Source organism: Microbacterium trichothecenolyticum, from assembly GCF_041938625.1.
GTDB classification, from domain to species: Bacteria; Actinomycetota; Actinomycetes; order Actinomycetales; family Microbacteriaceae; genus Microbacterium; species Microbacterium trichothecenolyticum_D.
The window spans coordinates 3,646,877-3,670,340 of record NZ_CP169427.1; the positions used below are offsets into that span (position 1 = coordinate 3,646,877).

At 72.0% G+C, this 23,464-nt stretch carries 22 protein-coding genes; 8 read left to right on the forward strand and 14 right to left on the reverse strand.

Annotation, left to right across the window (positions count from 1 at the left end):
- The first annotated feature begins 10 nt into the window (after positions 1-10).
- Positions 11-937: an LLM class F420-dependent oxidoreductase gene (locus tag ACEYYH_RS16990; protein WP_374975486.1), complete on the forward strand. Its 927-nt coding sequence runs from the start codon at positions 11-13 to the stop codon at positions 935-937.
- Positions 938-948: 11 nt separating this feature from the next.
- Here the strand turns inward: ACEYYH_RS16990 and ACEYYH_RS16995 are convergent, their stop codons facing one another.
- The 6 genes from ACEYYH_RS16995 to ACEYYH_RS17020 are packed head-to-tail and all read right to left on the reverse strand — an operon-like array spanning position 949 to position 5,409.
- Positions 949-1,254 (reverse strand): CHY zinc finger protein, encoded by a 306-nt coding sequence (locus ACEYYH_RS16995; RefSeq protein ID WP_374975487.1) that lies wholly within the window; start codon positions 1,252-1,254, stop codon positions 949-951.
- Positions 1,255-1,271: 17 nt separating this feature from the next.
- The gene (locus ACEYYH_RS17000) at positions 1,272-1,883 is read right to left on the reverse strand and encodes a CbiQ family ECF transporter T component (protein WP_374975488.1); all 612 of its coding nucleotides are present in this window, start codon (positions 1,881-1,883) and stop codon (positions 1,272-1,274) included.
- Positions 1,877-2,560, reverse strand: coding sequence for an energy-coupling factor ABC transporter ATP-binding protein (locus ACEYYH_RS17005; protein ID WP_374975489.1), 684 nt, complete (start codon positions 2,558-2,560; stop codon positions 1,877-1,879). Before ACEYYH_RS17005 ends, ACEYYH_RS17000 begins: the two co-directional genes overlap by 7 nt.
- On the reverse strand, positions 2,557-3,681 hold the full coding sequence (locus ACEYYH_RS17010; protein ID WP_374975490.1) for a thiolase family protein: 1,125 nt from the start codon (positions 3,679-3,681) through the stop codon (positions 2,557-2,559). The genes ACEYYH_RS17005 and ACEYYH_RS17010 overlap by 4 nt, the downstream gene beginning before the upstream one ends.
- Positions 3,671-4,765: a class I adenylate-forming enzyme family protein gene (locus tag ACEYYH_RS17015; RefSeq protein ID WP_374975491.1), complete on the reverse strand. Its 1,095-nt coding sequence runs from the start codon at positions 4,763-4,765 to the stop codon at positions 3,671-3,673. The genes ACEYYH_RS17010 and ACEYYH_RS17015 overlap by 11 nt, the downstream gene beginning before the upstream one ends.
- Entirely contained in the window at positions 4,762-5,409 is a 648-nt protein-coding gene (locus ACEYYH_RS17020; RefSeq protein WP_374975492.1) for a biotin transporter BioY, read from the reverse strand. The genes ACEYYH_RS17015 and ACEYYH_RS17020 overlap by 4 nt, the downstream gene beginning before the upstream one ends.
- A gap of 77 nt (positions 5,410-5,486) precedes the next feature.
- Between ACEYYH_RS17020 and ACEYYH_RS17025 the strand changes: the two genes are divergently transcribed.
- Entirely contained in the window at positions 5,487-6,092 is a 606-nt protein-coding gene (locus ACEYYH_RS17025; RefSeq protein ID WP_374975493.1) for a TetR/AcrR family transcriptional regulator C-terminal domain-containing protein, read from the forward strand.
- 17 nt (positions 6,093-6,109) lie between these two features.
- On the opposite strand, the gene ACEYYH_RS17030 is transcribed toward ACEYYH_RS17025, so the two are convergent.
- Entirely contained in the window at positions 6,110-6,835 is a 726-nt protein-coding gene (locus tag ACEYYH_RS17030) for a DUF2306 domain-containing protein (protein ID WP_374975494.1), read from the reverse strand.
- 332 nt (positions 6,836-7,167) lie between these two features.
- Here ACEYYH_RS17030 and ACEYYH_RS17035 point away from each other — a divergent pair, with 332 nt between their 5' ends.
- The gene (locus ACEYYH_RS17035; protein WP_374975495.1) at positions 7,168-8,112 is read left to right on the forward strand and encodes a DUF222 domain-containing protein; all 945 of its coding nucleotides are present in this window, start codon (positions 7,168-7,170) and stop codon (positions 8,110-8,112) included.
- Positions 8,093-8,377 carry an HNH endonuclease signature motif containing protein gene (locus ACEYYH_RS17040; RefSeq protein WP_374975496.1) on the forward strand — a complete coding sequence of 95 codons (285 nt, stop codon included), beginning with the start codon at positions 8,093-8,095 and terminating at the stop codon, positions 8,375-8,377. The genes ACEYYH_RS17035 and ACEYYH_RS17040 overlap by 20 nt, the downstream gene beginning before the upstream one ends.
- Positions 8,378-8,477: 100 nt before the next feature.
- Here the strand turns inward: ACEYYH_RS17040 and ACEYYH_RS17045 are convergent, their stop codons facing one another.
- Positions 8,478-8,909 carry a nucleoside deaminase gene (locus tag ACEYYH_RS17045; RefSeq protein ID WP_374978251.1) on the reverse strand — a complete coding sequence of 144 codons (432 nt, stop codon included), beginning with the start codon at positions 8,907-8,909 and terminating at the stop codon, positions 8,478-8,480.
- A gap of 100 nt (positions 8,910-9,009) precedes the next feature.
- Here ACEYYH_RS17045 and upp point away from each other — a divergent pair, with 100 nt between their 5' ends.
- On the forward strand, positions 9,010-9,642 hold the full coding sequence (gene upp / locus ACEYYH_RS17050) for a uracil phosphoribosyltransferase (protein ID WP_374975497.1): 633 nt from the start codon (positions 9,010-9,012) through the stop codon (positions 9,640-9,642).
- Between the two features lie 16 nt (positions 9,643-9,658).
- Here the strand turns inward: upp and ACEYYH_RS17055 are convergent, their stop codons facing one another.
- From ACEYYH_RS17055 to ACEYYH_RS17070, 4 genes are all read right to left on the reverse strand, one after another.
- Entirely contained in the window at positions 9,659-10,921 is a 1,263-nt protein-coding gene (locus ACEYYH_RS17055; RefSeq protein WP_374975498.1) for a type III PLP-dependent enzyme, read from the reverse strand.
- A complete protein-coding gene (locus tag ACEYYH_RS17060) occupies positions 10,918-11,472 on the reverse strand; it encodes a hypothetical protein (protein WP_374975499.1) in 555 nt (184 codons plus the stop codon). The genes ACEYYH_RS17055 and ACEYYH_RS17060 overlap by 4 nt, the downstream gene beginning before the upstream one ends.
- A gap of 218 nt (positions 11,473-11,690) precedes the next feature.
- Entirely contained in the window at positions 11,691-12,011 is a 321-nt protein-coding gene (locus ACEYYH_RS17065) for a DUF3467 domain-containing protein (protein ID WP_374975500.1), read from the reverse strand.
- Positions 12,012-12,114: 103 nt separating this feature from the next.
- On the reverse strand, positions 12,115-15,738 hold the full coding sequence (locus ACEYYH_RS17070; protein ID WP_374975501.1) for a TM0106 family RecB-like putative nuclease: 3,624 nt from the start codon (positions 15,736-15,738) through the stop codon (positions 12,115-12,117).
- A gap of 405 nt (positions 15,739-16,143) precedes the next feature.
- On the opposite strand from ACEYYH_RS17070, the gene ACEYYH_RS17075 reads away from it, so the two are divergent.
- Entirely contained in the window at positions 16,144-18,204 is a 2,061-nt protein-coding gene (locus ACEYYH_RS17075; RefSeq protein ID WP_374975502.1) for an NAD(+) synthase, read from the forward strand.
- A gap of 49 nt (positions 18,205-18,253) precedes the next feature.
- Here the strand turns inward: ACEYYH_RS17075 and ACEYYH_RS17080 are convergent, their stop codons facing one another.
- Positions 18,254-18,832 carry a hypothetical protein gene (locus ACEYYH_RS17080; RefSeq protein WP_374975503.1) on the reverse strand — a complete coding sequence of 193 codons (579 nt, stop codon included), beginning with the start codon at positions 18,830-18,832 and terminating at the stop codon, positions 18,254-18,256.
- Between the two features lie 129 nt (positions 18,833-18,961).
- Here ACEYYH_RS17080 and ACEYYH_RS17085 point away from each other — a divergent pair, with 129 nt between their 5' ends.
- Both ACEYYH_RS17085 and ACEYYH_RS17090 read left to right on the forward strand, forming a co-directional pair.
- Complete coding sequence (locus ACEYYH_RS17085) at positions 18,962-20,437, forward strand: phytoene desaturase family protein (protein ID WP_374975504.1); 1,476 nt, start codon at positions 18,962-18,964, stop codon at positions 20,435-20,437.
- Positions 20,438-20,441: 4 nt separating this feature from the next.
- Complete coding sequence (locus ACEYYH_RS17090; RefSeq protein WP_374975505.1) at positions 20,442-21,926, forward strand: lipase maturation factor family protein; 1,485 nt, start codon at positions 20,442-20,444, stop codon at positions 21,924-21,926.
- On the opposite strand, the gene ACEYYH_RS17095 is transcribed toward ACEYYH_RS17090, so the two are convergent.
- Positions 21,898-23,445 (reverse strand): MFS transporter, encoded by a 1,548-nt coding sequence (locus tag ACEYYH_RS17095; RefSeq protein ID WP_374975506.1) that lies wholly within the window; start codon positions 23,443-23,445, stop codon positions 21,898-21,900. The two genes, ACEYYH_RS17090 and ACEYYH_RS17095, sit on opposite strands and share 29 nt — an antisense overlap.
- Positions 23,446-23,464: the final 19 nt, after the last annotated feature.

Below are 23,464 nucleotides of genomic sequence, written 5' to 3' on the forward strand. Positions count from 1 at the left end.
AGCGACCACCATGGAATACTGCATCTTCACCGAGCCCCAGCAGGGCGCGAGCTACGACGATCAGCTCGCCTTCGCGCAGGCGGCGGAGCGCCTCGGCTTCGACGGCTTCTTCCGCTCCGACCACTACCTGCACATGGGCGACGGCGATGGGCTTCCCGGCCCCACCGACGCCTGGACGACGCTGGCGGGACTCGCCCGCGAGACATCCCGCATCCGACTCGGCACCCTCGTCTCGTCGGTGACGTACCGCGTGCCCGGGCTCCTCGCGATCCAGGTCGCGCAGGTCGACGCGATGTCGGGCGGCCGCGCCGAGCTCGGCCTCGGCACCGGCTGGTTCGGCCGCGAGCACGAGGCCTACGGCATCCCGTTCCCGGCCAAGCGGTTCGGCCTCCTCGAGGAGCAGCTCGCGATCGTGAACGGCCTGTGGTCGACCCCCGTGAGCGAGACCTACAGCTTCGCGGGTGAGCACTATCGGCTGACGGATGCCCCGGCCCTGCCGAAGCCGGTGCAGTCCCAGGTCCCTGTCATCGTGGGCGGGGGCGGCCCGAAGCGCACGCCCGAGCTCGCCGCCCGGTACGCGACGGAGTTCAACATCGGGTTCCGGTCCGAGGCGGAGTCCGCCGAGAAGTTCGCCGGCGTGCGCGCCGCGTGCGCGCGCCTCGGTCGCGACCCCGAGTCGCTCAAGCTCTCTGTGGCGCTGCCGACGCTGGCCGGGGCATCCGTGTCGGAACTCGACCGCCGTGCCGAGAACCTCGGCCGCACCGTGGACGAACTGCGCGGCGACGTGAACATCGTCGGCACCCGCGACGAGATCGTCGCGAAGGTCGAGCGCCTGGTCGCGATCGGCGCCCAGCGCGTCTACTTCCAGCTCATGGACCTGCAGGACGTCTCGCACGTCGAGTACCTCGGCGAGGTGCTCCCCCACCTCCCCCGCTGACGGCCCCGGCGTCAGCCTGAGAAATACAGCTCCCAGTGGAGCTTGCAGCCGGGGTTGAACGGCGCCGCGCACGACGGGCACGCGTTCGCCTGCGCGTACTCGCCGATGGTCAGGAGGCGTCCGCAGGAGCCGCAGAGGATGGCGTGTTCGTGATCGGATGCTGCGGGCCACTGCTCGGCCGGATGACCGGCGGCCTCCTCGTGGCAGAGGTGGCAGGGGTAGAACTCGCCGCAGCAGGAGAACTTGATCGCGATGATGTCCCGGGGCGTCGAGTAGTGGATGCAGCGGGTCTCGGCGTCGACGACGGGCCCGCGCACGCGCGGACGCTGCGGGTTCATCGCAGCCCCCGGGCGGCGAGCGCGTCGCCGAGCTGGTCGGCGTGCTTGAGGGAGACGACGAGGAACGGCACAACGAACGTGCGCAGGCTCGCTCGTGCCCCCCGGGCGCGTTGGGCGTCGCGCACCTCGCCCGCGAGCCGGGCGAGCACGGGAACGGTGCCGAGCGTCACGGTCAGCAGCAGCGCGGCCCGCTCGGCGTCGACACCGATGCGCCCGAGCGGCCGAAGTCCCCTCTCGAACGCAGCGAGGAGGTCGCTGACACGCGTGGTGAGGACCAGGAGACCCGCGAGGACGAGGGACGCGGCGACCCGGGCGGTGTTGGCGGCCGCGGCCTCCGGGCCGAGGAAGAGCAGCTGCCCCGCGATCGTGATGACGAGCACCCAGCGGATCGCGAACAGCTGCCGCCCGAGTTCGCGCATCCCGCGGCGGCCGTCGCCGAGCCCCGCCACCGCGTACGCGACGACGCTGATCGCGGCGGCCGCGCCCACCGTCCACCAGGCCGCCGGCATGACCAGCACCCCGAGCATCACCACGAGGAGCAGCAGCGTCTTGGGGCCGGCGGGCATCCGGTAGAGCCAGCTGTCGCCGGGGCGGTACAGCGTCAGCATCGCAGGGTCGTCTCGTACTCGGCGACGACCGCCGCCGGCTCGCCCACCGCCGCGACCCGGCCCTCGGAGAAGAGCACCGCGTGCTCGCAGCGCTGTGCGAGGGCCAAGTCGTGAGTCACGAGGAGCAGCCGGTGGCCCTGATCCTCGAAGAGGTGGTCGGCGACGAGCCGCGCGTTCCGCGCGTCGAGGTAGGCCGTCGGCTCGTCGGCGATCACGAGATCGGGGCGGCGCACGAATGCGCCGCAGAGTGCGAGCAGCTGCTTCTGTCCGCCCGAGAGGTCGTGCGCGGATCGCTCCGCGAGCGGCGTGAGGCCGAACCGCTCGAGAGCCGCCGCCACCCGCTCGCGGACCTCCGGCGCCGGCATTTGGTCGGCGCGGAGCGAGAACGCGACGTCCTCCGCGACCGTGGGCATGACGATCTGCGCGTCGGGGTTGCTGAACACGAGCGCTGTGCGGCGTCGCAGTTCCGCCGCATGCCTGCCGGCGTCGAGCCCGAAGATGCTGATCGAGCCGCTGGTGGGCCGCGCGAGTCCGCCGAGCAGGCGGGCGAACGTCGACTTGCCCGAGCCGTTCTCGCCGATGACCGCGATCGTGCGCGCGGTGAGGTCGACAGACACGTCCCGGAGTACGTCGGTCTCGCCGAGGCGCAGGTCCACGGCGTCCAGTCGGATCGTCATCGCACCACCTCGACGACCGCGGCGATCCCCAGCCCACCGCCGACCGAGGCGGCGGCGACGCCGAGCGTGCCCGCCGGCCGGCCGGCGCGCACGAGCCGACTGAACAGCCGCACCAGGGAAACCGCTCCGCTCGCGCCCCACGGATGACCGAGGGCGAGCGCGCCGCCCTCCGCGCACACCCGTGGATCGTCTTCGTCGACCCCGATCCGGTCGAGCACGGCGAGGCTCTGCGCCGCGAACGCCTCCACGATCTCGAACGCGTCGACGTCGGCGACGGTCGCGCCCGCAGAACGGAGAGCGGAGTGGATGCCGGGTGCCGCACCGATGCCCGGAAGCGCGGGGTCGCAGCCCACTACCGCGGCCGCGCGCACCGCGAGCCCGGGGCCTGTCCCGGACGGAGCGACGACCACCGCTGCGGCGCCGTCGCCGATGCGCGTCGAGGTGCCGGCGGTCACGGTTCCGCCGGGGAAGAGGGCGGGCAGTCGCGGCAGCAGTCGCACGGCGCCGCCGATCGCGTCGTCGTGCCCGAGCCCCGCGAGCGGCACGAGTTCGGCATCGAAGCGTCCGGTGTCGAGGGCGACACGCGCCCGCGTGTGGCTCCGCGCCGCGTGCGCGTCCTGCCGGCTCCGCGGGATGCGGTCGTGCACCGCGAGGTCCTCGGCCGCGCGGGTCATGTCGGGATCGGGGAAGCCGGCGGGCGCGAACGGGGCACGGTCGTACGCGACGCCGTCCGCGATCCGCACCGGTGCAGTGGAGGGGCTCTCGACGCCCCCGGCCACCCGCATCCGCTCGTCGCCCGCGCGGATCGCCGCCACCGCGTCCAGCACGGCGGCGAGGCCGCTGCCGCATTGCCGGTCGACCGTGCCACCAGGAACATCAGGGCCGAGCCCGGCCGCGAGCGCGGCGATCCGCCCGGGGTTGCCGCCCGGGCCCATGCAGTTGCCGAGCAGGACGTCGGCCACCTCGACCGACGCTGCGGTCACCGCTGCCGCGTCGGTCAGCGCCGCGCGGATCACGGCGGCGCCGAGGTCACCCACGCCCAGTCCGGCGAGGGCTCGGCCACGCGTGCCGATGGGCGTGCGGCGGGCGGCGATGAGCACGGGATCGCGGTCAGACGGCAAGGCGCGCCACCTCCCCGTCCACGGCCCGGCGCACCGCTTCGGCGCGCGCCGGCTTGCCCGACGCGGTGCGCGGCAGCTCGCCGGCGAACCACTGGCGCGGGCGGTGCGCCGGCGCCAGCCGCGTCGCGACGATCTCGCGGAGATCGGCGGCCGGGTCGCCGTCGTCGAGCTCGACGAACGCGGCGACGAGCGCCCCGACACGATCGCGGGGGAGCCCGAACACGATCGCATCGCGGACGCCGGGGACGGTGCGCAGCGCCTCCTCGACCTCTTCGGGCACGATCGTCGCGGACGCGCTCAGGATCGCGTCATCCGCGCGTCCGCGCAGCCGCAGTCGGCCGTCGACGAGCTCGGCGCGGTCGCCGACCGTCGCCCACTCGCCGTCGCGTCGCAGCGGACCCTCCGCCCCCGCATACCCGTGAGCGACGAACGGCGACCGCACCCACAGCTCGCCGTCGCGGACGTCCAGCTCCACGCCCGGGAACGCACGCAATCCGTCGCCGCGGTCGACCGCCACGAACGACAGCTCGGCCGCACCGTAGTAGGAGACGACACGGATGCCGGCGGCCTCCGCCCGCTCGCGAAGTCCGGCGTCCAGGTGCGAGCCGCCGACGAGCGCCGTCCGCAGCTGCGGCGGGGCGCCCGCATCGAGCACCGCCCGGAGCGTCTGCGGGGTGCCGTGCAGGCAGGCGACGCCCGCGTCTCCGACGGCGCCGAGCACCGGGCGCGGACCGCCCGCCAGCGCGTGGGCGATCGAGAACAGCGTGAGCGAGGAGGACGGAGGCACGGGAAGGGCGATCGCGCCCGGGGGCCCCGCGTCGAGAAGCTCCACGATCGTGGCGAAGGAGTCCTCCCACGAGGACCCGGTGCGCAGCACGAGGCGTGGCCGGCCGCTCGATCCCGAGGTGAGCGTGGCCCACGCGATCCCCTCGGGCGAGCCGGCCCGTTCGGCTGCGGCGAAGACGGCGTCCCGCTGCGCGTGCGGCCAGCGGGAATCGCCCACGAGCGGGACGTCGCCCGCAGCGCGCACCGCGCGCACGCGCTCGAGCAGATCGGACGCGTCGCCGTCGAGCGGGATGATCACGGCACGATGGCGGGATCGCTGTCGCCCGCAGCGGCGGGCTTCGTCCGCCAGGTCCGGCGGAACGCCCGCGGGTAGGCGCGGACCAGCGTGACCACGATGGCCGTGGCCAGCACGGCCTTCACCAGGTCGCCGGGCACGAAAACCAGACTGGTCAGCGCGGTCTCTCCCAGCGGGAGACGCGTCACGAGGCTCTGCACGGGAATGCCGAAGGCGTAGACGACGAGGATGCCACCGGTCACGATCCCGAGCAGCGTGCGCCAGGTCGTGGGCTTGCGGCCACCGGCGTGGACGATGAGCCCGATCACGATCGCTCCGGCGATCCACCCGATGAGGTACCCGGCGGACGGCCCGAAGAACACCCCGATCCCGCCGCGCCCTCCGGCCAGCAGCGGCATGCCCACCGCGACCAGACCGAGCAGCACGGTGACGGACAGCGCACCCAGCCAGGGGCCGAGGATGGCCCCCGCGAGCATCACGCCGAGAGTCTGCGCCGTGATCGGCACCGCCCCCAGGATCGAGAACCCGCCGGGCAGTCCCAGCACGGCGATGATCGCGGCGAACACGGCGACGCGCGCCAGAGCGGTCGCATCGAGTGCGCTCACGTGCGCCGGTCGGTCGAGCGAGGAAGCGGGGGGCGTGGCCATCGGACGAGGTCCCTTCTGCCGAGGAGTGCTGCTACCTGAACACCGTTCACTAGAACGGTGTTCAATATAGTGGGCTCATGGGGACGGCGCGAGCAAATCGGGGTCACACCCGCGACGAGGTCGCGCGGGCCGCGATGACGATCCTCGACGCGTACGGCCTCCCCGACCTGACGATGCGCCGGCTCGCCGCCGCGCTCGAGGTGCAGCCCAGCGCCCTCTACTGGCACTTCCCCAACAAGCAGAGCCTGCTTGCAGAACTCTCCGACCGGATCATCGCCGAGGTCGACTCCGGATCGGCTGATCCGGAGTGGACGTCTCGGGTCCGTGCGGAAGCCTCCGCGCTGCGCCGAGCACTGCTGGCACACCGCGACGGTGCGGAGCTCGTCGCGAGCACGTTCGCACTCGGACTGGGATCGCGGGGGGCGCACGATCGCCTGGCCGCCGCGATCGCCGCCGGCGGATTCGACGACGAGTCCGTCCGGCGGGCGACATCTGCCCTGCTCCACTTCGTGCTCGGTCAGGTCCTGCACGAGCAGCAACGGCAGCAGTATCGCCAGCTGGGCGTGCACAACGACGCGGACGCATCCGTGGCGCTGCGGCAGGACGACGCTCCGGAGGCCGAGTTCGCGTTCGGCGTCGATCTTCTCGTGGGCGGACTCGAGTACCGCCGGGTCGGCGTCTGACGGAACCGCGATCGACCTCAGACGGGCAGGCGGTACGAGGGCAGGCCGCGGCGACGGATGAGCCACTCGGCGAACACGAGGTTGGGGAGCCAGCACAGGAACGGCACTGCGCCGTAGGCGTTCGCGAAGGCCGAGTCGAGCTCCCACGGCTGCCCGAGCACCAGCGGGGCCATCAGCAGCAGCGGCAGCCAGATGCGCAGCATGACGCCGGAGTACGTCAGCGCGTAATTGCGGATCATCCAGGACTGGTGGCTCGGCACGTCGCGGCGGCGGATCGCACGGTACGCGCGCCAGCCCGTGATCAGCCACAGCACAGCGAGCGCGCCGAACCCGAAGAACCCGACGTAGCCGGCGGGACTCGACGGCGCGATGATCAGACCGCCGACGGCCCCGATCGCGACCGCGACCAGGTACACGCGTCCGATCCAGCGGTGCACGCGCGGCGCGCGGGTGCGCAGGCCCCGCCAGAACTGCAGCGGTCCGCTGGCGAGCGCCACCGCGCCGCCGACGATGTGCACGTACAGCGCCCCCTGCACGAACGGATGCGCAGCCGCGTACGTCGGCGCGAGCCCCACATCCTGCCCGGCGAGGTCCGCCAGTGACGCGGTGAAGTAGGGCACGGCGGAGTACGCGACGATCGCGAGCGCCGTCAGCAGGACGAACGTCCAGCCGATGCGGGAGCGGACGCCGCCCGGCCGTGGGACGGCGGGAGCGGTCCGGACAGGTTCGATGAGGCGGGTCATGGCCGTCACGCTAGGCCCGCGGCCGAGGCTGCCAGCAGGGTGCTGTCCCCCCGATGACGAGGGGCTCTCCCCCGTATCTGCAGCGGGCTCGGCCTCGCCGAGGTAGTCGCTCACGGTCGCTTGGCCGCTGAGAAACGCGACCTCGGGACAGGCGAATCAAACATCTGGCGATTGCGAGTTTCGAATGTTTGTTCTATTGTGGACTCATGTCCGAGACGCCTCCTCCGCCCGAGAGCGAGGATGGCATGTGGGTGTTCGGGGCGGAGGAAGAGTTCGTGCCGCCGGTGCCGGATGCGGTGGATCTGGTCGTGGAGACCGCGACGATGATGTCGGTGTTCGCGGCGCAGCGACTGACGCGGATCGACCTGATGCGGCGGGAGCTGCTGCGGGAGGCCGACGGCCGAGGTGACGGGGTGCGGGACATCGTGGAGCGGTCGATCCGTCTCGAGCTGGCGGCGGCGATGCGTGTCACCGAGTACGCCGCGGGGCGTCTGATCGCGCAGGCCGAAGCGCTGGTGCGGCGCTACCCGGCGGCGTTGGAGGCGCTGGGGTCGGGTCGCCTCACCGAGAAGCACGCCGAGATCATCGCGGATCTGCTTGACGAGGCGCCGCCGGAGTTACGCGAGATGCTGCTCGAACGCGCGGTGCCGCTGGCCGAATCGGAACCGGTGGGCACCTTCCGGCGGGCGCTGCGGACGCTGATCGACACCGCCCAGGCGACGACCCTGGAAGAGCGGCACCAGCGCGCGCTCCGCGCGCGACGCATCGTCGTCGAACCTGGGCGGGATGGCATGGCCGGGCTGTGGATCTTCGCGCCCGAGGTGGAGATCCACGCGATCCACGGTCGGCTGACGCAGATGGCGAAGACGATCGCGAGCGCTGAAGGTGAGACCCGCACCCTCGACCAGTTGCGCGCCGACGTCGCGACCGACCTCCTTATCGACGGCACCACCGACCACCTCCCCGCGGCGGCGTCCGGCATCCGGGCGCAGGTTGTGGTCACGGTTCCCGCGCTGTCGCTGCTCGACGACGGGTACGCCGACGCCGGTGACCCGCCGGTCGTCGAAGGCATTGGTCCGATTCCGCTGTCGAAGGCCCGCGAGCTGTGCGGCGGCGACGCCCGGTGGATACGGGTGCTCACCCACCCCGAGACCGGCATCGTGCTCTCCGTCGGCCGCGACAGCTACCCCCCCGCCGGCCCCGTTGAAGAGACTCGTCAGATGGCGCGCCGACCGATGCATGGGCCCCGGCTGCTCGATGCCCGCCTCCCGGTGTGAGATCGACCATCAGATCCGATGGGACGACGGCGGCGAAACCGCCCTGGACAACACCCTGCCGTTCTGCAAAGGCCACCACCTCGTCAAAGACAACACCGACTGGCAGGTCCGGCAGATCGAAGGCTCGGGCGGAGCCGTGGCGTGGACGTCTCCGACGGGGCGCCGGTACGTCGTGCAGCCCGAGCGCAAGGTGCCGACGTTCACCGTTCGGCCCCCGGCACGTTCTGATCTCGACGATGCACTGGGCGCAGAGGCACCCTTCTGACGAGGACGCGCCCGCCCGACAGCTGGCGCGCGACGATCATCACCGACACTCGAGCACGCCCGCGCACCGACGGTCCCGATGCGCGTCAGGACCAGTCGAATCAGCGGCGGGCGTCGAAGAAGCTTCGCAGCAGAGCGGATGCTGCGTCCTCGCGCACGCCCGCGACGACCTCGGCCCGATAAGGCAGACGCCGATCGCGCACGACGTCGTACATCGATCCGGCGGCGCCGGCCTTCTCGTCCCAGGCGCCGAAGACGAGCCGCGAGATGCGCGACTGGAGCACGGCGCCCGCGCACATCACGCACGGCTCGAGGGTCACGACGAGCGTGCAGCCCTCGAGGTTCCAGCTCCCGCGGGCCGCCGCCGCCGCGCGCAGGGCGACCACCTCGGCATGCGCGGTGGGATCGTGCTCGAGCTCGCGGAGGTTCCGCCCCTCGCCGATCACCGCGCCCGCAGCATCCGTCACCACCGCCCCGACCGGCACGTCACCCGCCTCACCCGCCGACGCGGCGAGCTCGAGCGCGCGATCCATGGCGGCGAGGTCGGCGGGGGCGGGAAGCACACGCACGAGCGTAGCCGCCCGGGCAGAAGTCGCCCCGGGTTCCGGCACCGCGACGCACTAACCTGTCTCTATGCGCCTGCACGTCGCCGACCACCCCCTCATCACCCACAAGCTCACGGTGCTGCGCGACCAGCGCACCCCGTCGCCGGTGTTCCGCCAGCTCACCGAAGAGCTCGTGACACTGCTCGCCTACGAGGCGACCCGCAGCGTCCGCGTGGCGCCGATCGAGATCCAGACGCCCGTGACGACGACGACCGGCGTCCGCATCGACGACCCGCGCCCGCTCGTCGTGCCCATCCTCCGTGCCGGGCTCGGCATGCTCGAGGGCATGGTCAAGCTCATCCCGACCGCCGAGGTCGGCTTCCTGGGCATGGTCCGCGATCACGAGACGCTCGAGCCGTCGACCTACGCCGAGCGCCTGCCCGACGACCTCAGCGACCGCCAGTGCTTCGTGCTCGATCCGATGCTCGCCACCGGCGGCTCGCTGGGTGCGGCCATCGACTTCCTGTTCGACCGCGGCGCGCAGGACGTCACCGCGATCTGCATCCTCGGCGCGCCCGAAGGCGTCGCCGCGATCGAGAAGCAGGTCGCCGGCCGTGACGTGACTCTCGTGCTCGGTGCGATCGACGAGCGCCTCAACGAGCACGGCTACATCGTGCCCGGTCTCGGCGACGCCGGCGACCGCCTCTACGGCACGGTCTGACCCGCAGCCGCACGAATCAGACGATCGGGACGCGGAGCGCGTCCGACGTCACGGCGACCTCGCCCGTCGTCGCACCGCGCCCGATCACCGCGATCGGCGTGAACGGGCGTCCGTTGAATCGCGTCGCGGTGACCGTCGTGTATGCGCCCATCGTCGGGCTCACGAGCAGGTCACCGACCTGCAGTTCGGGCAGCAGCACCTCCCGCGCGACCACGTCCGACGAATCGCATGTCGGGCCTCCGAGGGTCGCCCAGCGGTGGTTCGCGGCATCCCGACCCGTGAGATCGCGTTCGGCGAACACGAGCGGGTGGACATCCTCGGTCAGGACGTTCGAGTACGAGCCGTAGAGGCCGTCGTCGAGGTAGTACCAGCGGCCGTCGCCGCGTTCCGCGATGCCCACGACACTCGTGACCAGTGACATCGCGTCGGCCACCATGACCCGGCCGGGCTCGGCGATGATGTCGAGCCGTCGTGCGTGCGGCTCGAGCACGGGGCGGAGCACCGCCGCGACGTCTTCGATGGCCGCCGACTCGGAGTCGTAGGACGCGGGGAACCCACCGCCGATGTCGAGCGTGTCGAACTGCACGTTGAGGCGCCGCTCGAGGATGCCCATGAGCTCGAGCGTGTCGGCGGCCGCGGCGGCGAACCGGCCCGGGTCGTCGAGCTGGCTGCCCACGTGGTAGCTGAAGCCGGCGACCGTGATGCCCGCGGCGAGCGCCTGTTCGACGAGATGCGCCGCTTCGAACGGCCCGACGCCGAACTTGCTCGACAGGTCGCTCTTCGCGTGCGGGCTGCGGTACGCGAGCCGCACCAGCAGTCGCGTATCGCTCGGCGCGCCGCGGAACTTCTCGATCTCGACCTCGTTGTCGACGACGAACGTGCGCACACCCGCGGCCAGCGACTCGGCGATCTCGGCGGGCTTCTTGATCGGGTGCGTGTGGATGATGCGGGATGCCGCGACACCGCGCCGCGTCAGCATCGCCAGCTCTTCGCCGGTCGCGACGTCGAAGCCGCAGCCGGCGTCGTCGAGCACATCGAGCACCGCATCGTGGGCGAGCGCCTTCACCGCGTAGTGGAACCCCACGAACGGCAGGGCATGGCGCAGGTGCCGGTACTGGCGCCGCACGCGCTCGGGATCGAGCAGCAGCAGCGGCGTGCCGTGCAGCGCGATCGCCGCGCGGGCCGCCACGGACGACAGCAGGGCGGATGCCTCGGCCCGGCGCCGATGCTCGAGCGCGCGGGTCGTGCGCGGCTCGCGTCGCAGGGCTGCGAGGTTCACGTCGCCACCTCCTGCGGGCCGACGGGGCGACGTCCGTCGCGCAGGCCGGTCTTGGCGGTGACGGTGAACGCCCCGGCGGCGACCGCGTAGAACACGATGTCGGCGGCGACCTTACCGGCGAGCATGCCCAGCAGCGGATCGGGGATCAGCCACACGCCGAGCACGAGCGCCGCGGGGCGCACCACGAAGGTGTCGAGGAGCTCGGCGGCGCCGAACTCCGCCACGAGAAGCGCGGCGGTCCGTCCGACGGCACGTCGCCGGGTCGCGGACACGGGTGCCTGCTCGATGTAGATCGTGACCGCAAGCACGGCATAGAAGCCGATGATCTCGCCGACGAGCGCCGCGACCGCGATGAGCGTCGGGGCGTCGGTCCACAGTGTCGCGAGGAGTCCCCCGACGACCATCGCGGCGGTCCCGGCGACCTCGGCGGGCAGGTACCGGACGATCCAGAAGACGATCCCGCGCCGCCGGGGCGCAGCATCCGTCTGTAGCCTGTCCGCAGGCTCCGGCCTGGTCGCGACCGTCGCGAGCGGCTGGTCGATCGTGGTCATGGCGTCCTCCTCCGTGTGTCAGAGGAGGAAGCATCGGCAGTGATACCGGAAAGAGTGCGGCGCGGCATCCGCCCCTCGCCGAACGGATACCGCGCCTCTGCGCTTTTTACGACGCGTGGAAAGGGTACGTGGCGAAGATTTTTCGCGAAAAGGGGTTGACTTTGCCTCTGATGCCCGTCTAACGATGGCCGCGTCGGAAGGCTCGCGTGGGGACGGCGTCAGTCGCCGAGCGGGGGGTCCTGGGGGTTGCGCCGGCCGGTCTCGCGCTCCCAGAACTCGAGCTGCTGGGTGAGCGCCTTGGCGAGTTCGAACACCTGGTCCGGTGGGATGCGGATGCGGCTCACCACCCGCGCCGGCACGACCGTGTGGCGCTGACCGGTCTCGGCATCGACCTGCTCGCGCGGGGGCTGCGCAAGGGTGAGGAAGTCCATCACGAACACCGTCGGCGTGTGCCAGACGTTGGCGAAGTCGGCGTAATTGCCGCCGATGAGCTCGGGTGGGAGGTCGATCTCGAACTGCTGCGATGCGTCGTCGGCCATGCGGGCTCCTGTTCGGGCGGGTGTCTCATCCCTGACCGGTGCGAGACGCTCGGGGGCTGTCGTGTGCGACGTGTTCGACTGTGAGCGCGAGTCTACGCGGGCCTCAGCCCCGGCCGACGAGTCGGGCGAAGCCGCTCAGCCGCGCCACCCCTTCCGGGGTGTACGGCAGGTCGTCGAGGAGACCCGGGGAGTACACGACGTACGCCGTGTGCATCGCGCGCGAGACCGCCACGTTGAGGCGGTTGCGCAGCAGCAGGAACTCGAGCCCCCGCGGTGCGTCGCGCCCGCTCGAGGCCGCCAACGACACGATCGCGACGGCCGCCTCCTTGCCCTGGAACTTGTCGACCGTGCCCACGGGCACGTCAGGGAACCCCGCCGCGGCGAGCGCCGCCTCGACGGCGACCTGCTGCGCGTTGTACGGGGTGACGACGATGAGGTCCTGCTGTGCGAGCGGTCGCGGCGGCAGCGCGACCGAGGAGCCGTCGACGTCGTCGGTGGCGGCATCCGTCCAGTCCCGGCCGATGAGGTCGGTGACGAGGCGCGCGACCTCCGCGGCCTCCTCGAGCGACTGCGTGGCGTTGCCGTGATGGCGCAGGGGGATCGGGACGAGACCCGCGGGCACGCCGTCGAGGCGGCGCAGCGCCGTCGAGGGGTGCGCCTCGAGCTCGCCGCGGTACGAGAGCGTCGACACGGGCGCGGCGACCTCGGGCCGCATGCGCCGGGTCTCGGCGAGGAAGTAGCCGTACTCGTGCGGGATGACGTCGGCGCCGTCCATCACCCAGCCGAGCGCCGAGGTGTCGACGGGCGCCGGGTGCGTGCCCTGGCTCACCTGCGGGAGCTGCTGCGGATCGCCGAGCAGCAGCAGCCGCGGCGCGGCGAGCGACACTGCGATCGTCGAGGCGAGCGAGAACTGGCCGGCCTCGTCGACGACGAGGAGATCCAGGCTGCCGCGCGGGACGCGGCCCTCATGACTGAAGTCCCACGCGGTGCCGCCGATCACATACCCGGATGCCGCGTGCTCGCCCGTGAACGCCGCCACGCCGTTCTTCGGCAGCACGGTGAAGGCGTGGTCGGCCGCGGCGTCCTTCGGGGCCTTGCCCACCTGCGACGCGGGCACACCCGCGGCGATGACGCGAGCGAGCAGGTGCTCGATCGTCGCGTGCCCCTGGGCGACGACGCCGACCTTGTAGCCGTGATCGCGCACGAGCCGGGCGATCACGTGTGAGCCGACGTACGTCTTGCCGGTGCCAGGAGGACCCTGCACCGCCAGGTAGCTGCGATCGAGGTCGCGCACGGCCCGAGCGATGGCGTCGACGGCGTCGTCGCCCACGGGGGGCAGCGACCCCGTCAGGGTGCGTGGAGGACGACGGCACAGGATGTCTGTGGCCGGGTCGGCCGGGAGGGCCGGCGACGCCTCGATGACGGCATCCGCCCAGGCGTCGATGGCCTTCTGCTGGTTGCCTGCGGCGGGCGGTGCCTGCGGCGTGAGCGCGAGGGGCAGGTCGCTCCAGGTCACGCCGTCCACGGCGGTCTCTTCGACCACCGCGCCGTCGTCGAGCACCTCGACCACGGTGACCGACCGGTAGGCGTGGATCCAGCGCGGCGAGGCCTCGAAGGGGAACGGAGCCGGGAGCTCGTACAGCGCGAACGGGTTCGTGCCCTCGCTGAGCCGCGTGCCCGGGGCGAGGTCGCCGCGCAGTTCGACGATGCGCCGCTCGCCGCCCTTGCCGCTTTCGGGGAAGTGCCAGTCCTCGCGCACCCGGCTGCGGGCGGGGTCGATCGCGACGACGTCGCGCGTCTCGTCCCACAGCGAGACCGGCTCGCGCAGGCGGAGGAAGTGCGTCGCCCAGAAGGACTTCGCCTCGCGCGGGTAGTAGTCGATCGCGGCCGCGCCGAGGCGCAGCGAGCGCGCCTCGACCGAGTCATCGGGGTGGTCGAGTGCGCGCGCATCGAGCACCGTGGCGCGTGCCGACGGCTCGTACGCCCGCTCGTCGGGCTCGGGGTTCGGCGAGGGCACGAGCTTCGCCTCGCGCGCACGGTCGACGAGCCAGTCGCGCAGGCGCCGGGTCGAGACGCAGTCGTAGCGGTTGTAGTCGGCGAGGTCGTCGAAGACGGCGGATGCCTCCGCGGCGGCACCGTCGGCGTGCAGCGCGCGCGCCTCGACGTAGCGGACGATCGAGTCGTCGCCCTTCTGCACGTCGCTGGTGCGCACCTCGTCGCCCATGTAGAGCGGCTCGAGCTTCTTGATCGAGTACGAGCGGGATCCGACGCGCAGCGCCCTGCGCACGATCGGGTACAGGTCGACGAACACGCCGTCGCGCAGCAGCCGGTCGACGTCGGCCTCGCGCACACCGTGGCGCGCCGCCATGGCGAGCAGGTGCGTCGGCTCGTACGGCGCGTAGTGGTAGATGTGCATGCCCGGGTGCTGCTGCCGGCGCAGGTTCACGATGTCGAGGAAGGCCTCGAGGGCGCGCTTCTCGTCGGCGAACGAGTGCGCCCACAGCGCGGTGTACTGCTCGCGGGTGTCGACCCAGCCGAACAGGTAGTCGATGCCCCACTGCGTGGGCTCCCCCGGTGCCGGCGGCTCGGTGTGCAGCGGGTCGCCCTCGAAGTCGAAGAACAGGTCGCCGTGGTCCGGACGCGGAAGGGCGCCGAGCGCCTTGGGCGCCACGACCTCGAACACCGGGATCGGCGTAGCGGCGGCGGGAGCCTCGAGCACCGCGGCCATCGTCGCCTGCGCGACGGCCGCGCCGTCGGTGGCGATGACACTCTCGGCCACCACGATCTCGTGTGGCACGGGCTTCGGCGCGATGAGGGGCGGCGTGCCCGCCGGGCTCTCGAGCTGCAGTCGCGCCTGCGTGCGCAGCGACGCGAACACGTCGGGGTTCATACCGGCCGGACCGATCGGCGCCTCGGCGAGCTGCTCGATCGTCTCGATGCCGGCGGCGCGCAGCCGCTCGCGCTGCACCGGGCGCATGCCGGCCACGAGGAGCAGATCACGGGATGCCACGACCTCGGCGTCGCAGGTCGCGCAGCGCCCGCACGCCATGATGCCGAGCTCGCCACGCGGGTCGCCCCATGCGATCGGCTCCCCGGCCGCGCCGAGGTCGAGGCGGCGGTCGGCGATGAGGTCCGCGAGCCGCTCGCGCCGCAGCGCGAACACGGGGAGCAGGTCGTCGACCTCGTGCTCGCTGACGCTGCCGTCGCCGAGCAGGAGCTGCACGCGGTCGGAGCGGGCGACCCCGAGGCGGTCGAGCTGGTCGACGTATGCCGCCAGCTGCATGAGCGCGGTCACGCGCGCATGGCGCGCGAGCTTGGTGTCCTGCACGAGCCAGCGGCCGGCCCCGTCACGTACGAGAAAGTCCGCGAAGCCGACGAACGAGTCGGTCGAGAACGCGGCCTGGTAGACGACCTCGGCGTCCGACGCGAGGGCCGCGATCGTCTGGGCGACCGCATCGGCGAGGGCTGCGGCATCCGACGATCGCGTCTCGGGGATCTCGACCACACGATCGCCGTAGCGGGCCACGTAGTCGGCGAGCACCCGGCGCTCGTGCACCGTGCCGAGGCGCCCGGCGCGCTCGAGGGTGAGGTCTTCGGGCTCTTCGACCGGGGCCACGCGCCCCAGCCGGGCGTCGATCGCACGCAGCCACGCGAACTCGCACTCCGCCGCGGTCTTGAGATCGCTCGCGCTCCAGACGATCCGGCCTTCGTCCTCGATGTATCGCATACCCCGCCCTTCCCTCACGACGATAGCCGCGCCCCCCGACACCTCCGCCCTCCGGCGCACGCCGCACGCCGCTCGCCGCACGCCGCTCGCCGCTTGCGGCTCGCCGCTCCGACGTCTTGGCGAGTCGCCAGAATCCACGAACACGCACGTCATTCCTGGCGAGTCGCCAAAACGGTCCCGCGCCCGACGCCACGGCCCTCCCCCGACGTGTTGGCGAGTCGCCGGAATCCGCGAACACGCACGTCATTCCTGGCGAGTCGCCAAAACGGTCCCGCGCCCGACGCCACGGCCCTCCCCCGACGTGCCCTGGCGAGTCGCCGAAGCGCGGCGGGGCGCGCCGTGCGTCCTGGCGAGTCGCCAGAACGCATCGATCGGCGAGGCGAGGCACCTGACAGACTTGACCCCATGAGCCTGCCCTTCGACAGCGCGTACCGGCACGGGTTCGCCCGCGTCGCGGCCTGCACGATCCCGGTCGCCATCGCCGACCCTGCGACGAATGCCGACGCGGTGCTCGAGGCGGCGCGCGTGTGCGACGCCGACGCGGTCGCGGTCGCGGTCTTCCCGGAGCTGTGCCTGACCGGCTACGCGATCGACGACCTCGTCCTGCAGGACCCGGTGCTCGATGCCGTCGTCGTCGCGATCGAGGGCCTGGTCGAGGCATCCGTCGATCTTCTTCCGGTGCTCGTCATCGGCGCGCCGCTGCGCCACCGCAACCGCCTCTACAACTGCGCCGTCGTCATCCACCGCGGCGAGCTGCTCGGGGTCGCGCCGAAGTCGTACCTGCCGACCTACCGCGAGTTCTACGAGCGCCGCTGGTACGCGCCGGGCGATGACCAGGCCGGGCAGGACATCCGCGTCGGCGAGCTCGAGGCGCCCTTCGGACCCGACCTGCTGTTCGAGGCGCTCGACATCCCCGGTCTCGTGGTGCACGCCGAGGTCTGCGAGGACGTCTGGGTGCCGATCCCGCCGTCCTCGCGCGCGGCGCTGGCCGGCGCGACCGTGCTCCTCAACCTCAGCGGCAGCCCCATCACGATCGCCCGCGCCGAGGACCGCAAAGACCTGGCGCAGTCGCAGTCGCTGCGGTGCCTCGCGGCCTACGCGTACGCGGCCGCGGGCTCGGGCGAGTCCACGAACGACCTCTCGTGGGACGGCCAGACGATGATCTACGAGGGCGGCAGCCTGCTCGTCGAGACCGAGCGCTTCCCCGACGGCCCGCGCCGCTCGATCGCCGACGTCGACCTCGACCGCCTCCGCCAGGACCGCCTCCGCCAGGGCACCTTCGACGACAACCGCAGGTCGACGGGAGCGGATGCCGCGTTCCGCACCGTGCACTTCCGGCTCGACCCACCGCGCACCGACGTGGGTCTGCGCCGCACGCTCGACCGGTTCCCGTTCGTGCCGGACGACCCCGCGCGCCTCGCGCAGGACTGCTACGAGGCGTTCAACATCCAGGTGTCGGGCCTCGTGCAGCGCATGCGCGCGATCGGCGGGCCGAAGCCCGTCATCGGCGTGTCGGGCGGCCTCGACTCGACGCACGCCCTGCTCGTGGTCGCCCGCGCCATGGACCTGATGGGCCGCCCGCGCAGCGAGATCCTCGCGTACACGATGCCCGGGTTCGCCACGAGCGAGCACACCAAGTCGAACGCGATCGCCCTCGCCGAGTCGGTGGGCGCGTCGATCGAGACGATCGACATCCGCCCGCTCGCGACCGAGATGCTCGAGCGCATCGGACACCCGTTCGCCGACGGCGAGCCGGTGCACGACATCACGTTCGAGAACGTGCAGGCGGGCCTGCGCACCGACTACCTCTTCCGCCTCGCGAACCACCACGGCGGCATGGTGATCGGCACGTCCGACCTGTCGGAGCTCGCCCTCGGCTGGGCGACGTACGGGGTCGGCGACCACATGAGCCACTACGCCGTCAACGCCGGCGTGCCGAAGACCCTCATCCAGCACGTGATCCGCTGGGTGATCTCGCATCGCGAGGGCGTCGACGAGCGCGAGGCCGAAGTGCTGCAGTCGGTGCTCGACACCGAGATCTCGCCCGAGCTCGTGCCCATGGGCCAGGACGGCAAGATGCAGTCCACCGAGGACCGCATCGGCCCGTACGCGCTGCACGACTTCGCGCTCTTCCACATCCTCCGGTACGGGTTCCGGCCGTCGAAGATCGCCTACCTCGCCGCGCACGCCTGGCGGGATGCCGAGGCCGGTGCCTGGCCTCCCGGGTTCCCCGACGAGGACCGCTACGCGTACGACCTGCCCACGGTCGCGAAGTGGCTGCAGGTGTTCCTCACGCGCTACTTCGCCTTCGCCCAGTTCAAGCGCTCGGCGATCCCGAACGGCCCGAAGGTCTCGCCGGCGGGCTCGCTCTCGCCGCGCGGCGACTGGCGCGCCCCGTCCGACGGCAACGCGACGGTGTGGCTGGCGGAACTGAAGGCCGCCCTCCCCGAGCTGGTCAAGGACTGATGGAAGCGGATGCTGCGGCCCGCAGCATCCGTTCCCTCGACCGTCCCTCTCAGGTGGGCGCCTGCGTGTAGGCGAGAGTGATGATCCAGCTGTCGCGGGACAGATCCGCGAGCTGGTAGTAGACCTTGCGGTCAGGGATCCACCCCTTGGTGAGCGGGCTGTCGAGGCGCACGTGATCGGCCGCGACGCGTGCACCTCGGCCGTCGGCGTCACGGACGGCCTGCACGCGGGTCCAGTGGGCCAGGAGCTTGCCGAGGTCGTTCTCGTCCAACAGGTGCGAGTGCCGCTTCATGAGGTGCAGCTCGGCGTCGTCGGGGTGTGCGTCGCGCAGATCGAGCCCGAGGGAGGCGTCGGCGTCGGCGACCGCGACGACGGTGGCCGCGCGGAAGTTCACATTTCGGATCTTCAGCGGCACCTCGGCGCCGTCGACCTCGGCGATCAGCTGGGTGTGGAACCCGAACGTGCGGGGCGCCTCGCGCTCGACGCGCACATCCTCAGGATCCACGCCGAGCTTGGTCGCGACGATCTCCTTGGCGAGCGCGCGCTTGCGGTCGTGGTCCGAGAGCTTGGGGTCCCAGCCGAGTCGCGCCGTGATCCCCGCCGGAGTCTCGAGAAGCACCGATTGCATGATCCACCTCTTTCTCCGCGGACCGTCCGCACCTCCATCCTGTCGCGGGCCCGTTCCGGGAGGAAGCCCGCCACGCCACACGGCGTCAACCCCCCTCCCGGTGCCGCGACCCGATGGAAGGATGGGGCCATGGCGAGACGTGCGACGGTGATCGGCAGCGGTCCCAACGGGCTGTCCGCCGCGGTCGCGCTCGCGCGCGCCGGGTACGAGGTCCGGGTGCTCGAAGCGGCCGCGACCATCGGCGGCGGCGTGCGCACGTCGCCGCTCACGCTCCCCGGGTTCCGCCACGACGTGTGCTCGGCGGTGCATCCGGCGGCGCTCTCATCGCCGTTCTTCCGCGCATTCGGCATCCACGAGCGGGTCGGCTGGATCCACCCGCTCGCGTCGTACGCACAGCCGCTCGACGGCGGGCGGGCGGCGATCGCGTGGCGCGACATCGAGCGCACGGCCGATGCCCTCGGCCCCGACGGCCGCGCGTGGCGCGGAGTGCTGCGCCCGCTCAGCCGGCACCTCGGCGGCTTGGTCGACTTCACCGGCTCGCAGCTGCTGCGGTGGCCGCGGCATCCGATCACCACCGTCCGGTTCGGACTGCGCGCCCTGCAGCTCGGCACGCGCCTCGGCCGCGGAACGTTCCGCACCGAGGAGGCGAACGCGCTGCTGGCGGGCGTGCTCGCCCACGCGAACACCCCGATGCCCTCACTCGGAGGGGCGGCGTCCGGGATCTTCCTCGCGGCGCACGCGCACGCCGCCGACGGGTGGGCGTTTCCCCGCGGGGGATCGCAGACGATCGCGGACGCCCTCGCCGCCGACCTCGACGCCCACAGCGGAACCGTCGAGACGGGCACCCGGGTCCAGACGCTCGCGGGTCTGGACTGGGGCGATCCGGATGCTGGAGACCTGCTCCTCCTCGACACCACACCGCGCCTGCTGCTCACGCATCCTGACCTGCCCGCGCGGTATGCGCACGCGGTCCGGCACTACCGCTACGGGCCTGCCGCCGCGAAGGTCGACTTCGCGCTCGACGGTCCGGTGCCCTGGGCGCACCCCGACGTCGCCCTCGCCCCCACCGTGCACCTCGGCGGCACGCGGGAAGAGATCGAGGCGAGCGAGAACGCGGTCGCACAGGGCCGCGTGCCCGACCGACCGTACGTGCTCACGGTGCAGCCGAGTGTGCTCGACGGCACGCGGGCGCCTTCCGGCAAGCAGGTGCTGTGGGCCTACATCCATGTGCCGGCGGGCTCGACGTTCGACCCCACCGAGGCGGTCGTGCGACAGGTCGAGCGCTTCGCCCCGGGCTTCCGGCACCGCATCCTCGCCAGCCACGCGATGACCGCCGCCCAGCGCGAGGCCTACAACCCCGCCGACATCGGCGGCGACATCCTCGGCGGCGCGTTCACGTTCGCGCAGGCGATCCGTCGCCCCGTGGTGTCGACGACGCCGTGGCGCACACCACTGCGCGGGGTGTACCTCGCGTCGGCGTCGACCCCGCCCGGTCCCGGAGTCACCGGGATGCCCGGGTGGTACGCCGCGCGCCAGGCGCTACACGACAGCGCGCGCCGCGGCCACGGCGAACGCCTCGAGCTCGGGGACCTCTTCGGAGCGTGACATCATGGACGGCTTCGCCGCGGTCGACTTCGAGTTCGCTCGACAGGTGCTGCAGCGAGGCGTCGCGGCGCTGTTCGTCATCACGTTCGTCTCGTCACTGAACCAGTTCCGCCCGCTCCTGGGCGAGCACGGCCTGCTGCCCGCTCCGGAACTCCTCGAGTGGGCGCGCACCTCGAAGCGCGGGGCACGGATGCTGCGCCCCACCCTGTTCCGGTACCTCCGGTACACCGATCGCAGGCTCGTCGGCCTGTGCTGGGCGGGCATCGTGATCGCGGCGGCGCTGGTCGCCGGCGTCCCGCAGCTCGGTCCGCCGTGGGTGCCGATGCTGTGCTTCCTGGCGCTGTGGCTCGGCTACATGTCGATCACGTCGATCGGCCAGACGTTCTACGGCTTCGGGTGGGAGATGCTGCTGCTCGAGGCGGGGTTCCTCGCCGCGTTCCTGGGGTCGGACGACCAGCCGCCGCCTGTCGTCGTGATCGTGCTGTTCTGGTGGCTGGTGTTCCGGCTCGAGTTCGGCGCGGGCATGATCAAGATCCGCGGCGGGCGCGAGTGGCGCGACCTCACGGCGCTCACGTACCACCACGAGACGCAGCCGATGCCGGGGCCGCTCAGCCGCCAGGCGCACCTGCTCCCCCGCTGGTTCCACAAGGGCGAGGTGCTCGGCAACCACTTCGCGCAGCTCGTGGTGCCCTGGTTCCTGTTCGCCCCGCTCATCGGGCTGTTCGTCCTGGGCCCGGTCCCCGCGGTCGTCGGCGCGGTGGCGGCCGCGATCGTCATCGCGACGCAGGCCTGGCTCGTCGTCACCGGCAACTTCGCGTGGCTCAACTGGATGACGATCGTGCTCGCCTTCTCGGCGATCGGACTGCCCGGCATCGGCGCAGAGCACGAGGGCGCAGCATCCGTTCCTCCCGGCGTGATCGACGGGATCCCGGTGTACTGGCTCGTCGTCACGTGCGCGCTGGGCGTGCTGTACCTGGTGCTCAGCTGGTGGCCCCTGCAGAACCTGTTCGCCAGGCGCCAGCTGATGAACGCCTCGTTCAACCGGTGGCAGCTCGCCAACGCCTACGGCGCGTTCGGCACGGTGACGAAGGAGCGCATCGAGATCGTCGTCGAGGGCACGCTGGACGAGGATCCCGACAACGCCACCTGGCACGAGTACGCCTTCAAGGGCAAGCCCGGCGAGGTGCACCGCATCCCGCGTCAGTTCGCCCCGTACCACCTGCGCCTGGACTGGCTGATGTGGTTCCTGCCGCTCGGCCGCTCCCTGGACGACTGGTTCACGGCGTTCCTGGTGCGGCTTCTGGAAGCGGATGCTGCGACCCTGCGCCTGCTCGCCCACGACCCGTTCGCCGGTGAGAGGCCGCGATGGGTGCGGGCGGTGTCGTACCGTTATCGCTTCACGACGCGGTCGGAGTTCCGCGAGACGCACGCCCGATGGACGCGCGACCGGCGGCGCCGCGTCATGGGACCGGCGTCCCTGCGCCGCTGACGGCGGCCTTGCGGTCGCGAGCGGTGCGGCGGGCGGTGAGGTCGACGATGGCCACGAGGAACGCGAGCGCGAGGAAGACCGCGACCGACAGCATGCCGAACGCGTACGCGTCGTGGTACACGACGAGGTTGTCGTGTGTACCGGACTCGCGGTAGATGGCGGCGTAGAACAGCGACAGCGCGACCGCTGTGCCGACTGCGGCGCCGATGCGCTGCCCGAGCTGACCGACGGAACCGGCGAGCCCGCCCTGCTTGACCGGGATGTCGCCGAGCGTGAGCGCCTGGTTGGGCGCGATGACGAGGCCGCCGCCCGCGCCGCCGACGGTCATGACGGCGGCGGCGATGTACGGGGTCCACGCGGGGTCGCTGTAGAGCGCGGCGAGCACCAGTCCGCCGACGCACAGCAGCATGCCGACAAGTCCCCACACCACGACGACGCGGCCATGGGTGCTGACGAGGTTGCCGCCGATCCACGATGTGACGGCTGACGCGAGCGCGAATCCGATCGAGACCATGCCCGCGTACACCGGCGCGAGCCCGAGGCCCAGCTGCAGGAACAGCGTCGTGACCAGGAACATCGCCGGTGCCGCGGTGAAGTACGCGGTCTGCAGCAGCGTGCCGTTGCGGTACGACGTGATGCGGAACAGGCCCAGCGGGATGAGCGGGTTGCGCCCGCGCTTGGCATAGCCGCGCTCCCACGCGATGAACACCGACGCGAACAGCGCGAAGGCCACGAGCAGCCACCAGCGCGCGGGGTTGTCGGTGGGCGCACCGGTCGTGAACAGGAAGGGCCACATCAGTGAGACGACGCTCGCGCCGAACAGCAGCACTCCGACCGGATCCAGCTGCACCTTGCGCTGCGACCGCGTGCGGGTGTCGGGCAGCAGCCACAGCGCGAGGGCGATCGCGATGAGGCAGAGCGGCACGTTCATCCAGAAGATGAGCCGCCAGCCGTTCGTCGGTCCGCCGAGGGCGATGAGCAGGCCGCCGAGGGTCGGGCCGAAGGCCGTCGCGATGCCGATGGTGGCACCGAAGAGGCCGAAGGCGCGAGCGCGCTCCTTGCCCTGGAACAGCTCCTGCGCCATGCCCAGCACCTGGGGCATCTGGATGCCGGCGGCCACGCCCTGCAGCAGCCGCCCGATCAGCAGCACCTCCGCCGTCGGCGCGAGCGCGCACAGCACGCTCGTCACCGTGTAGAGCGAAAGCCCGACGACGAACAGCGTGCGCCGCGACCGCTGGTCGCCGAGGCGGCCCATCGGCACCAGCACGAGGCCGAAGGTGAGCACGAACCCCGACACGATCAGCTGCAGCTGGGTCGAGCTCGCACCGAGCACCTCGCCGATCGACGGCAGCGCGACGTTGACCTTCGTCATGTCGAGGATCGTGATCGCCGCGACCGAGACGCACACCCAGAAGGCCCGCCAGCGGGCTCCGTGCGAGAGGGGGATGACAGCGGTCGTGACCGGCACGGCGCGCGTCTTCTTCGAGGTCTTCTGCGGCGCCGGCTGTGACTGGGACATCCTGCCCAGGCTAGCCCCG